Below are 11,914 nucleotides of genomic sequence, written 5' to 3'. Positions count from 1 at the left end.
GTGCAGGAACGTTACCTGACATCGAGGACAACTGCTGGACGGCATGTCGGGGTACGACCGGTCTGTGGAGAAAGTTCCCTGCTCTGTTGATGAGTCGGCCTACACTCGGGGGCATGAGTACTCAGCTGACCCCTGGGGCCGAGACGGTCATCGACGAGCGGACGCAGCCGGCGCCGGCCGAGCCCGGTGATCACGAGCGGTTCTCGCACTACGTGCCGAAGGACAAGCTGACCGAGGCGATGGTGATGGGCACGCCGGTGGTCGCGCTCTGCGGCAAGGTGTGGGTCCCGAGCCGGGATCCGCAGCGGTTCCCGGTCTGCCCGGAGTGCAAGGAGATCTGGGACTCGCTCAACCCGGGCGACGACGGCGAGGGCGGCGACGAGTAGCTCGCGTCAGTTCTGGGTGGGGTCGTCGGGGTACGTCGCCAGATAGGCCATCTGGTCGTTCTGGCGGCGCAGGACCCGGCGCCAGAGCGTGTCCGGGTGCAGGCTGAAGACGTCGTCGGGCTCGGACTCGACGACGTACCAGGCGCCCTCGGTGATCTCGCCCTCGAGCTGTCCGCTCGACCAGCCGGCGTACCCGGCGAAGATGCGCATCCGCTGGATCGCGCCCTCGAGCAGGGCCGGCGGTACGTCGAGGTCGACCAGCCCGATGCGACCGAAGCACTCCCGCCAGCCCGGTGGGTCGGCCGACTCGATCACCTCGGCGACCGCGAGCGCGCTGTCGGTGCCGACCGGGCCGCCCATGAACAGCACCCCGGGCTCGTTCACGCTGGTGGACCAATCCGGGAGCACCCGGTCGACGGCCAGGTCGGCCGCCCGGTTCACCACCACCCCGAGGGCGCCGTCGTCGTCGTGGTCCAGCAGCAGGATCACCGAGCGGCGGAAGGGCGGCTCGTCGAGCAGCGGTGTCGCCACCAACAGCGAACCGGTCAGGGTCGAGGCCGTCATGCCCCCATCATGTCGTACGACGGCCCACGCGGTAGGCCACCCAAGCACCGAGGGCCACGCCGGCCAGGTCGGCGAGGACGTCGAACGGATCCCCGTCGCGCTGCGGCAGGACGTAGTACTGCACCAGCTCGCTGACGAACGCGTTCGCGACCAGTGCCGCCAGCAACCAGCGCGCCGGGATCCGGACCATCAGCCCGAGGAACGCGACCGACGCGAACAGGAACAGGTGCGCGACCTTGTCGATCTGTGGGATCCCGACGTGCGGACCGGCCTCCCGCGGCGCGTAGACGCCGTACAGATGCAGCGCCACGGCGGCGACGAACCCGATCCGCCACAACCAGACCCTGGTCCCGGACCGGGCCGCCCCCGTCATCGGAACCGTCACGCGGGCGCGTCGTCCGGGTAGGTCTCGTGCGCCGGCGCCTTGCCGCCCGCGGCATCCCGGACGGCGTGCGCCACCATCGTGTGCACCTCCGGGTGGAACACGCTCGGCACGATGTACGCCGCGTTCAGCTCGTCGTCCGTGACCACGCCGGCCAGCGCCTTGGCGGCGGCCAGCTCCATCTCGATCGACACCTTCGACGACTGCGCGTCCAGCAGGCCGCGGAAGACGCCCGGGAAGACCAGCACGTTGTTGATCTGGTTCGGGAAGTCGCTCCGGCCGGTGGCGACCACGGCCGCGTGCTCACCGGCCGCCGCCGGGTCGACCTCCGGCACCGGGTTGGCCAGCGCGAACACGATCGAGTCCTCGCTCATGGTGGCGATGTCCGCACCGGAGAGGATGTTCGGCGCCGAGACCCCGATGAACACGTCCGCCCCGGCCAGCGCACCCTTCAGGTCGCCGCTGTACTTCGCCGCGTTGGTGTTCTCCGCGATCCAGCGCAGCTCCGGGGACAGGCCGTCGCGGTCCGGGTGGATCACACCACCGATGTCGGCGACGCAGGTGTCCTTCACCCCGGCCGCGAGCAGCAGCTTCAGGATCGCCGTACCGGCCGCGCCCGCGCCGGAGAGCACCACCCGCACGTTGCTGATGTCCTTGCCGACCACGCGCAGCGCGTTGTAGAGCGCGGCGAGGACGACGACCGCCGTCCCGTGCTGGTCGTCGTGGAACACCGGGATGTCAAGCTCCTCGCGCAGCTTCGCCTCGATCTCGAAGCAGCGCGGCGCGGAGATGTCCTCCAGGTTGATACCGGCGAACCCCGGCGCGATCGCCTTCACGATCTGGACGATCTCGTCCGGGTCCTGGGTGTCCAGGCACAGCGGCCAGGCGTCGATCCCGGCGAACCGCTTGAACAACGCCGCCTTGCCCTCCATCACCGGCAGCGCCGCCTTCGGGCCGATGTTGCCCAGACCGAGGACGGCGGACCCGTCGGTGACGACCGCGACGCTGTTGCGCTTGATCGTCAGCCGGCGGGCGTCGTCCGGGTTCTCCGCGATCGCCAGGCAGACGCGCGCGACGCCCGGGGTGTAGATCATCGACAGGTCGTCACGGTTGCGGATGGGGTGCTTGGCCTCCATCGAGATCTTGCCGCCGAGGTGCATCAGGAACGTCCGGTCCGACACCCGGGCGATCTCGACGCCGGGGACGGCGCGCATCGCCTCGACCAGCCGGCCCGCGTGCTCGGTGTCGGCGGCGGCACAGGTCACGTCGATCCGCAGCCGCTCGTGACCGGACGCGGTCACGTCGAGCGCGGTGACCAGACCGCCGGCCTGCTCGACCGCGGTCGTCAGCTTGCTCACCGTCGAGCCGCCCGCGGGCACCTCGAGGCGAACGGTGATGGAGTACGAAACACTCGGCAAGGCAGTCACGCGGGTGATCCTCTCACGCCACTGGTAAACCTCCGAAGGTTGTGTTCGTAAAGTGCACGGGTGAGGGCTGGGTAATCCATTACCCGGTTGGTTACTGTGTCCGTCAGGCCGTCGGAAGGAGGTGCCGTGGCGACGATCAGTGACGTGGCGGCGCGGGCCGGGGTGTCCACGGCGACCGTCTCCCGGGCACTGAACGGGAAGTCGACCGTCGACCCGGACCTGGTCGCCCGGGTCCGGCAGGCCGCCGACGAGCTCGGCTACCAGCCGAACGGCCCGGCGCGGAACCTGCGCCGCCAGGAGGCCGCCGTGGTCGCGCTGATCATCTCCGACGTGGAGAACCCGTTCTTCACCGCGATCGCCCGCGGCGTCGAGGACGTCGCCCACGAGGTCGGCTACTCGGTCGTGCTGTGCAACTCCGACGAGAACGCGGAGAAGGAGAACCGCTACATCGACGTCGCCATCCAGGAGCGCGTCGCCGGCGTGATCCTGTCCCCCAGCGGTACGACGACCAGCGTGGCCAAGCTGGCCGGCCGCGGAACGGCGTACGTCGCGGTCGACCGCCCGCTGCCGGGACAGGACAGCGACGTGGTGCTGGTCGACACCCGGCTCGCGGCCCGGCAGGCGACCGCGCATTTGATTGCCCAGGGCTACGACCGGATCGGCTGCATCACCGGGCCCAGCGGCGTACGCACGGCCGACGACCGGCTGGCCGGCTACCGGGATGCGCTGAGGGCGGCCAAGCGCCGGAGCACTCCGAGGCTCGTCCGGCGGACGGAGTACAAGGCGGCCGGGGCGCACCGGGCGGCGCTGGAGCTGATGTCGCAGGCGGAGCCGCCGGACGCGTTGCTGGTCGCGAACAGCGCGATGGCGGTCGGCGTCCTCCAGGCGCTCCAGGAGCTGAAGGTCCGTCCCGGCCGCGACGTCGGCCTGGTCGCCTTCGACGACGCCCCCTGGGCCGAGCTCGTCGACCCACCACTGTCCGTCGTCGCCCAACCGGCGTACGAGATCGGCACCGTGGCGGCCCGGCTGCTGCTGGCAAGGATCGCCGACAACAGCCGCCCGCCGACCGCCACAACCCTTGGAGCACGGCTGATCGAGCGGGCGAGTTCCCGGGGACCGAACGACAGGAGGTAGTGCCCGGGGCGGTGTCACGTCGAGGCGCCCGCCGCCGAGCACCCGTGGCCGGAGGCCGGCACCTCCTGTCGTTCGGTACCCCGTCAGCCGGTGGGGTTCTCCTCGGCGTAGATCTTCGCGGCGTTGGTGGCGTCGATGAGGCGGGTGGGGAGGATCTGGGACTTCTCGATCGTGCCGCAGCCGACCAGGAGCTTCTTGGCGGCGGCGATCGCCTCCTTGCCGTTCGTCGGGTAGGTGAAGGTCGCGCTCAGCCGGCCCTGCTCGACCGCCTTGATCCCGCCGGACGGGATCGGCAGCGCGTCGATGCCGATGAACTTCATCTCCTTCTCCCGGCCGACCGCCTTCGCCGCCAGGTACGCGCCCTCGGCCATCGGGTCGTTGTGCGCGTACACCACGTCGATCTTCGGGTTGGCCTTCAGCAGCGCGTCCATCTGCGCCTGGCCCTTCTCCCGCAGCCAGTCACCACTGGCGTCGGCAACGATCTTGATCTTCGGGTTCGCCGTGATCGCGTCCACGAACCCCTGGTGCCGCTCGGCCTGCGGGGTCGCGCCGGCCAGGCCCTTCAGCTCGACCACGTTCCCGCCCTGCGGCAGCAGCTTCTCGGCAACGTACTTGCCCGCCTCCGACCCGATCTGCACGTTGTCCCCACCGATGAAGCCGGTGTACGCGTCGCCCTCGACCTTCCGGTCCAGCACGATCACCGGGATGCCCTTGTCGTAGGCCTTCTTCACCACCGCGGTCAGCGGCTTGGCCTCGTTCGGGCTGATGATCAGCAGGTCGATCTGCTGGGTGATGTAGTTCTCCACGTCGGCGACCTGCTTGGCGTTGTCCTGGGCCGCGTCGGCGAACTTGACGTCGAACTGCGGCACCTCCTCGGCCGCGGCCCGGATGTCGTCGTCCATCCGCTGCCGGTACGGCTCGGCCACGTTCGCCTGGCTCATCCCGATCGTGTACTTGCCGTCGGCCCCCTCGCAGGACTTGGACGCGCCGTCGGACGGCGAGTCCGCGGTCCGTTCGCTGGTGGTTCCACAGCCGGCGAGTACCAGCGCGGCGACCGCGGTGGCGGCCAGGGGGATTCGCAGAGAGCGCATGAAGAGAACCTTCCTCACGAGGCGGGACGGAGTCGCTGCAGCGCGGCCGCGGCAACGATCACGAGTCCCTTGATCAGCAGCTGGATGTTGGAGTCGATGTTGTTCAGGGCAAGGATGTTGTTCAGTACGCCGAGCAGCAGCGCGCCGGCCACCGTCCCGGCGACCGAGCCACGACCGCCCATCAGGCTGGTCCCGCCGATCACCACCGCGGCGATCGCGTCCAGCTCGTAGCCGATACCGTCGTTCGGGCTGCCCTGGTTCAGCTGGACGGCGTGCACGACGCCGGCCAGGGACGCGAGCAGTCCGCAGATCGCGAAGACCGCGATCTTCACCCGCACCACCGGTACGCCGGACAGCCGGGCGGCCTTCTCGTTGCCGCCGACGGCGTACAGGTGCCGGGAGAACGCGCTGACGCGGAGGAACACGATCGCCGCGATCGCGACCACCGCGAAGATCAGGACCGGGATCGGCACCAGTCCGCCGAAGGTGCGTTCGCCGAGGATCGCGAACGACTCCGGGGCCTCGTTCGGCCCGTCGCCGTACGAGATCGCGACGCCCTGGCCGCCGGACCAGATCCGGGCCAGGCCGCGGGCTATCTGCAGTCCGGCCAACGTCACGATGAACGACTGGATGCCGATCATCGCGGTCGCGACCCCCTGGAGCGCGCCGAAGACCAGGCCGAGCACGAGCACCAGCAGGACCGACGGCAGGAAGCCCCAGTCGTTCTCGACCATCAGTACGGCGGAGCCGACCGCGGCGAGCCCTAGGACCGCGCCGACCGACAGGTCGATGCCCCCGATCAGGATCACGAACGTCATACCGACCGCGATGATGCCGATCTCGGACACCGCCCGGACCACGTTCGCCAGGTTGTCCGCGCTGAGGAACAGGATCTCGCCGTCCTTGCGCGGCGAGAAGATGATCGCCGCCACGAACACCGCGAGCAGCCCGAACACGCTCTGGAACCGGAACAGCGTGGCGACCACGCCGCCCGCCGACCGTTCCACCTGCGTGGCCGGCTTGTCCTGTACGTCGGTCACTGCGCTCCTCCGACCTCTTCGAACACTGCGCCTTCTCCCATCGCGGCCGCGAGCAGATCCCCTTCGCCGGAGTCCGCCGTACTGAACGACGCCACGTCGCGGCCGTCCCGCAGGACGACCACCCGGTCGCAGACGCCGATCAGCTCCGGCAGCTCGGACGAGGCGAGCAGGACGCCGAGGCCCTGGCCGGCGAGCTCGCCGAGCAGCCGGTAGATCTCGGCCTTGGCGCCGACGTCGACGCCGCGGGTGGGTTCGTCGAGCAGCAGTAGCTTCGGCTCGGTCAGCAGCATCCGGCCGAACACGACCTTCTGCTGGTTGCCACCGGACAGCGTGCCGACGTCGTCCTGCAGCCGGCCGAACTTCAGCCGCAGCCGGTCCGCCATCCGGATGGACGCGGCCCGTTCCATCCGGCGCGCGATCACGCCCAGCCGCCCGTACGACGGGAGGCTCGAGACGACCGTGTTCGCGAGGATCGAGTGGAACAGCACGAGTCCCGACGTACGGCGGTCCTCGGGGACGAACCCGATGCCGTGCGCCAGCGCCTGCCGTGGCCGGCGGGGCCGGATCTCCTGGCCCTGCAGGAGGATCCGGCCGGTCTGCGTGCCGGCCGGCGCGACGCCGTACAAGGTCTCGAGGAGCTCCGTGCGGCCGGCGCCGAGCAGGCCGGCCAGGCCGACGATCTCGCCGGAACGCACGGTCAGCGAGATGCCCTCTGGGTCGCGGCGTCCCGGTCGCGGGCGGCGGGCCTTGACGGCGAGGTTGTCCACGCGGAGGAGCTCGTCACCGGTGTCGGCGTCGGGCGTGGTGAACATGGTCTGCACCGGACGGCCGACCATCGCCTCGACGACCTCCGCCGTACTCAGCTTGCGCGGGTCGAAGCTGGTGACGATCCGGCCGTTGCGGAGCACCGTCGCGCGGTCCGCGACCTGGGCGATCTCCTCCATCCGGTGGGAGATGTAGACGATGCCGACACCGCCGCGACGCAGTTCGCGGATGACGTCGAAGAGGCGCTCGACCTCGGACGTGGTCAGTGCGGACGTCGGCTCGTCCATGATCAGCACCCGGGCGTCGAGTGAGATCGCCTTCGCGATCGTGACGAGTTGCTGCTCGCCGACCCTGAGCTCACCGACCGGCCGCCGCGGGTCGAGCCGGACGCCGCTGCGCTCGAGGAGGGCCTGGGCGTCGCGTTCCATCCGGCGGCGGTCGACGGTCCTCAGCGCCGTCCGGAGCTCGCGGCCGAGGAAGATGTTGTCCGCGACGGACAGGCCGGGAACCAGGTCGAGCTCCTGGTGGATCATCGCGATCCCGGCCGCCTGCGCGTCGGTCGGTCCGCCGAAGTGCGCGGGTACGCCGTTGATCTCGATCGTGCCGTCGTAGTCGGTGACGTCGCCGGACAGGATCTTCATCAACGTGCTCTTGCCGGCGCCGTTCTCCCCCAGCAACGCGTGCACCTCGCCCGCGCCCAGGGTGAAGTCGACGTCCTGGCAGGCCCGGACGCCGCCGTACCGCTTCCCGATCCCGGACATCCGCACCAGGCCGGCACCCTCGGCCATAACACCTCCGCATCCGAGTAATCGATTTCCCGGACGCTAGAACCTTCTCCATCCCCCGTCAACCCCTGACCACCCCCACACCCCGAACCGTGACCCACTTCCCGCCCCCGCTCTCTGCAGCCCAGCCCCGGCCCCCGGCCCGCCCCCGGGCGTCGCACATCCCCGCGGCGACCCGGCCACCTCTCGGGAGGTTGAACAGGAAGTGGGGACCTTGGACAGGGAATAACCTGTTCGAGGTCCCCACTGGGGGTGCGCGCCCCCGGGAGGCGGCCGCGGGCGTCCCGGCGGCTCGCGCTCGCGCGGAACCGGATCAGCTGCCGGAGACGGTTACCTTGGTGAAGAGGGGGCGTCCGCTGGGCGGCATGGTGAAGTTCTGGACGGTGCTGCGGACGGCGGAGTTCGAGGCGAGGTCGGCGGGGAAGATCCCGACGGCGTCGGTCCACAGGATCTCGCCGGCCTGCTGGTAGAGCTTCGGGCGCTGCGCCTGGTCGACGGTCGAGCGGGCGTCGAGCAGGAGCTTGTCCAGGGCCGGATTGCAGTAACCGTTGCGCTTGGCCGAGCAGACGTAGAGCCGGGCGAGGGTGTAGTCGGCGTCGCCGGTGCCGGTGACGTTGGTCTGCAGGTTCATGTCCCAGTTGAGCTTGCCGAAGTCCTCCAGCCACTGGGCGCGTTCCTTCTCCAGCGGCTTCACGGTGACGCCGATCTTGGCCCAGTCCGAGATCATCGCCTGCGCCAGCGCCCGGATGTTCGGACCACCTTCCAGCGGCCACTGCATCGACGTACTGAACCCGTTCGGGTAGCCCGCCTCGGTCAGCAACTGCTTCGCCTTCGCCGGGTCGTAAACGTACGGCGCGAGCTTCGGCGCACCGATGACACCCTGCGCGAGCGGCGCCTGCGCGACCGTGGCGAGGTCGCCGAACAGGTCCTTGACCGTGCCCTCGAGGTTCAGCGCGTGCCACATCGCCTGCCGGACCCGTTTGTCGTCGAACGGCTTCCGGTTGGCGTTGAACCAGTCGAAGTAGTACGTCCAGCTGGGCGTGGTCGAGTAGCTGATCGCGTCGCTGCCCTGGACCGATCCGACCTGGTCCGGCGGGATCTGGGTGAGGACGTCGACCTCGCCGTTCTCCAGCGCGGTGATCCGGCCGGCGACCTCCGGGATGTTCACGAACTCCAGCTTGCCGAGCTCCGGAGCCCCGTCCCAGTACGACGCGTTGGCGGCGAGCTCGAGCCTCTCGTCGGGCTGGAACGACGTGACCTGGAACGGACCGGTCCCGATCGGCTTGCTGAAGAACCCGTCGGCGTTGATCTTGGCGGCCGGCCCGATGAACAGGAGCGTCAGCGAACTCAGCAGCGTCCCGAGCGGCTTGCTGGTCTTCACCGTCACGGTCCCGTCGTCGGTCGCGGTGAACGAGGTGACGGTGCCGTAGAGCGGCACGAGCGGGCCGTCGAGCTTCTTGTGCCGTTCGTACGACGCCACCACGTCCTTCGCGGTGAACGGCGTACCGTCGGAGAACTTCACGCCCGTGCGGAGCGTGAACACCCAGGTGTTCGGGTCGGGGTTCTCCCAGGAGGTGGCGAGGACCGGGACGATCTTGCCGTCGTCGACCCGGACCAGCGGCTCCATGATCTGCTGGATCGCGGTCTGCACGGCCTCCTCGCCGGCGAACTTGTGGGTGTCGAGCGACACCGGGAACATCGCCGGCGCGTACCGCAGGACCTGCTCGCCGCTGCTCGGTTCACTCGCCGGCGAGCAGGCGCTCAGGCCGGCCGCCACCGTGGTCAGGGCGGCCAGCGCCCCGACGATTCGCTTCCTCAACACGGGATTCTCCTTACAAGGCAGGGCTCAGGTGAAGGTGTAGGTGGCGACGACCGGATAGTGGTCGGACGGGGCGCGGCCGTCGTGGAAGAAGTCGACGACCTCACTGGTCCGGGCGGCGAGCGGGCCGCGGGCGAAGATCCAGTCGATCGCCTTCGGTGGTGAGGCGAGCGGCGACAACCGGGTCCCGATCGGTCCGGTCGCGACCGTCGGCACGACCGGGTGGGTCACCGGTGAGTGCCGGCCGAGGGCGGTGAAGCTGTCCAGGAACCCGGCGTTGCCGAGCTCCCACTGCGGTGGGCCGATGTCGTTGATGTCGACGGTGAACAGGCAGGGGCCGTCGCCGGCCAGCCGTTCCAGGGCCTCCGCGACCGCGCGGGCCTGGCCGACGCGGCGGTTGCCGAGATCGGCCCGCTCGTCCGGGTGCCCGGGCCACGTCAGGTGCGCCGTACTGAGAGTAAGTTCGTGACCGTCCGCGGCGCGCAGGCGGACCCAGAACAGGCGGGCGTCGGGTGACAGGATGCCGACGTCCTCGGCGCCGGACCCGACGGCCGTGAACAGGTCGCGACGCCACCACAGGTTGCTCTGTGTCTCCCAGCCGGCCGTCCCGTCGACGCGGTCGTGCCCGGGCAGGACGTCGTCGACGAGCTTCCGCGTCGCCGGCCGGAGCTCCTGGACGGCGAGCAGGTCCGGCGGACGGGTCGCGAACAGTGCGGTCAGGGCGTCCCGGCGGTCCTCGAGGTGGAAGTCGGCCCACAGGTTGTACGTCATGACCACGAAACTGAAGTTGCTCAGGGCAATCGTCATGAGGCTGCTCCGGAGCCGGCGCCGGCGGATGTCGGCAGGTTGTAGGCGGTCAGCGTTGTTACCGCGAGTAAGTCGTCGACCTGGAGCGTGGTGAGCGAGCAGTTCACCGGCGGATCGAGCAGTACCTCGCCGCCCGGCGGCAGGCGCAGGGTGGACGCGGTCGCGACCCGGATCGGGCCGCCGTGGGTCACCACGAGCACGCGGCGAGCACCCGAGGTCGCGATCTCGCGGATGGCCTCCCAGACGCGTTCTCTCAGCTGGGCGAAGGTTTCCCCGCCGCCGCGGGCCACGTCCTGACCGCTCGCGAAGGCGTCGACCACGTCCGGCTCCTCGGCGTACACCTCGGCGAACGTCCGGCCGCCCCAGGTGCCGACGTCGATCTCTCGCCAGCGCGTGTCGACGCGTACGTCCGGCCGCTCGCAGGCATCGAGATACGGTTGCAGGGTCTCGGTCACCCGCTGCAGGTCGCTCGCGACGAGCTGGTCGAACGGCCCGGTGGTGAGCAGGAACTCCGCGGCCAGCTTCGCCTGGTCGTGACCGCGCGGGCTCAAGCCGGTTCCTTGCTGGCCCTGGTAGCGGTCCTCGGCGTTCCAGCGGGACTCGCCGTGCCGTAGCAAAACGAGTTCGGTCATCGGCCCGCTCCGGCCAACTCGGCGGCGAAGTGACAGGCGGCCGGGTGCAGGTCCAGCCGGGTCTCGAGTGCCGGCTCGTCGTGCGCGCAGACGTCCTCGGCCTTCCAGCAGCGGGTCCGGAAGCGGCACCCGGACGGCGGATCCGCCGGCGACGGCACGTCCCCGCCGATGATGATCGGCTCGCGGTCCGGCTTGTTCCACGGCTGCGGGTCCGGTACGGCGGACAGCAGCGCCTGCGTGTACGGGTGCAGCGGACGGTTGAACAGCTCGTCCTGGGTCGCCGTCTCCACGACCCGGCCGAGGTACATCACCGCGACCTGATCAGAGATATGACGGACGACGGACAGGTCGTGGGCGATGAACAGGTAGGCGAGCCCGAGGTCGCGCCGGAGGTCCGCGAGCAGGTTGAGCACCTGGGCCTGGACGGACACGTCGAGGGCCGACACCGCCTCGTCACAGATCACCAGCTTCGGGCGCAGCGCGAGCGCACGGGCGATCCCGATCCGCTGCCGCTGGCCGCCGGAGAACTGGTGCGGATACCGCTCGGCGTGGTCCGGGTTGAGGCCGACCCGTTCGAGCAACTCGCGGACCTCGGCGCGGAAGCGGTTGCGCGGTACGACGTCCGGGTGGATCTCCCACGCCTCGGTGATGATCTGCTCGACGGTCGCCCGCGGATTCAGCGAGGCGTACGGGTCCTGGAAGATCATCTGCAACTGCCGGCGGACCCGCCGCATCGATGCCTTGGGCAATGACGTCAGATCCTCGCCCTCGAAGAGGATGCTGCCCGAGCGAGCCTTCTCGAGCCCGATGATCGTGCGCGCCACGGTGGACTTGCCCGACCCGGACTCCCCCACCAGCCCGAGCGTTCCGCCCGCGGGGATGTCGAACGACACACCGGCGACGGCCTGGATGTGCCCGACGGTACGGCGAAGCACGCTCGACCGCAGTGGGAAGGACGTGTGCAGCTCACGCACGGACAACAGCGGCGTGCTCGCAGCCCCGGACCCGACCGCAGGCCCCGACCCGACCGCGGGCCCGGATCCGGGCGCGGCGGTGGGACCAGATCCCGCGGTGGGACCGGG

Annotated in this window: 12 protein-coding genes; 2 read left to right on the top strand and 10 right to left on the bottom strand. The window is 70.1% G+C overall.

Features of this window, described 5'->3' with window-relative positions; genetic code table 11:
* Positions 1 to 113 precede the first annotated feature (113 nt).
* Positions 114 to 386, top strand: a complete 273-nt coding sequence (locus ACQPYZ_RS08360; protein WP_433166856.1) for a DUF3039 domain-containing protein — start codon at positions 114 to 116, stop codon at positions 384 to 386.
* 6 nt (positions 387 to 392) lie between these two features.
* On the opposite strand, the gene ACQPYZ_RS08355 is transcribed toward ACQPYZ_RS08360, so the two are convergent.
* The 3 genes from ACQPYZ_RS08355 to ACQPYZ_RS08345 are packed head-to-tail and all read right to left on the bottom strand — an operon-like array spanning position 393 to position 2,759.
* A complete protein-coding gene (locus ACQPYZ_RS08355; protein ID WP_433166855.1) occupies positions 393 to 950 on the bottom strand; it encodes a YqgE/AlgH family protein in 558 nt (185 codons plus the stop codon).
* A gap of 7 nt (positions 951 to 957) precedes the next feature.
* Positions 958 to 1,335, bottom strand: coding sequence for a VanZ family protein (locus ACQPYZ_RS08350; RefSeq protein ID WP_433166854.1), 378 nt, complete (start codon positions 1,333 to 1,335; stop codon positions 958 to 960).
* Positions 1,332 to 2,759, bottom strand: coding sequence for an NAD-dependent malic enzyme (locus ACQPYZ_RS08345; RefSeq protein WP_433166853.1), 1,428 nt, complete (start codon positions 2,757 to 2,759; stop codon positions 1,332 to 1,334). The genes ACQPYZ_RS08350 and ACQPYZ_RS08345 overlap by 4 nt, the downstream gene beginning before the upstream one ends.
* Positions 2,760 to 2,885: 126 nt before the next feature.
* Between ACQPYZ_RS08345 and ACQPYZ_RS08340 the strand changes: the two genes are divergently transcribed.
* Positions 2,886 to 3,893: a LacI family DNA-binding transcriptional regulator gene (locus tag ACQPYZ_RS08340; protein ID WP_433166852.1), complete on the top strand. Its 1,008-nt coding sequence runs from the start codon at positions 2,886 to 2,888 to the stop codon at positions 3,891 to 3,893.
* 83 nt (positions 3,894 to 3,976) lie between these two features.
* On the opposite strand, the gene ACQPYZ_RS08335 is transcribed toward ACQPYZ_RS08340, so the two are convergent.
* From ACQPYZ_RS08335 to ACQPYZ_RS08305, 7 genes are all read right to left on the bottom strand, one after another.
* Positions 3,977 to 4,984 (bottom strand): substrate-binding domain-containing protein, encoded by a 1,008-nt coding sequence (locus tag ACQPYZ_RS08335; RefSeq protein WP_433166851.1) that lies wholly within the window; start codon positions 4,982 to 4,984, stop codon positions 3,977 to 3,979.
* Positions 4,985 to 4,998: 14 nt separating this feature from the next.
* Positions 4,999 to 6,024 (bottom strand): ABC transporter permease, encoded by a 1,026-nt coding sequence (locus tag ACQPYZ_RS08330; RefSeq protein WP_433166850.1) that lies wholly within the window; start codon positions 6,022 to 6,024, stop codon positions 4,999 to 5,001.
* A complete protein-coding gene (locus ACQPYZ_RS08325; protein ID WP_433166849.1) occupies positions 6,021 to 7,577 on the bottom strand; it encodes a sugar ABC transporter ATP-binding protein in 1,557 nt (518 codons plus the stop codon). The genes ACQPYZ_RS08330 and ACQPYZ_RS08325 overlap by 4 nt, the downstream gene beginning before the upstream one ends.
* Before the next feature lie 310 nt (positions 7,578 to 7,887).
* On the bottom strand, positions 7,888 to 9,396 hold the full coding sequence (locus tag ACQPYZ_RS08320) for an ABC transporter substrate-binding protein (RefSeq protein ID WP_433166848.1): 1,509 nt from the start codon (positions 9,394 to 9,396) through the stop codon (positions 7,888 to 7,890).
* A 24-nt stretch (positions 9,397 to 9,420) separates the two neighbouring features.
* The gene (locus ACQPYZ_RS08315; RefSeq protein ID WP_433166847.1) at positions 9,421 to 10,200 is read right to left on the bottom strand and encodes an endonuclease/exonuclease/phosphatase family protein; all 780 of its coding nucleotides are present in this window, start codon (positions 10,198 to 10,200) and stop codon (positions 9,421 to 9,423) included.
* Complete coding sequence (locus tag ACQPYZ_RS08310) at positions 10,197 to 10,832, bottom strand: histidine phosphatase family protein (protein WP_433166846.1); 636 nt, start codon at positions 10,830 to 10,832, stop codon at positions 10,197 to 10,199. Before ACQPYZ_RS08310 ends, ACQPYZ_RS08315 begins: the two co-directional genes overlap by 4 nt.
* Positions 10,829 to 11,806: an ABC transporter ATP-binding protein gene (locus tag ACQPYZ_RS08305; RefSeq protein ID WP_433166845.1), complete on the bottom strand. Its 978-nt coding sequence runs from the start codon at positions 11,804 to 11,806 to the stop codon at positions 10,829 to 10,831. Before ACQPYZ_RS08305 ends, ACQPYZ_RS08310 begins: the two co-directional genes overlap by 4 nt.
* Between the last annotated feature and the right edge of the window lie 108 nt (positions 11,807 to 11,914).

Source organism: Kribbella sp. CA-247076 (genome assembly GCF_050942445.1).
Taxonomy (GTDB): Bacteria; Actinomycetota; Actinomycetes; order Propionibacteriales; family Kribbellaceae; genus Kribbella.
The sequence above is the reverse complement of the archived record's forward strand: the minus strand, read 5'-3'. Positions and strand labels throughout refer to the sequence as shown.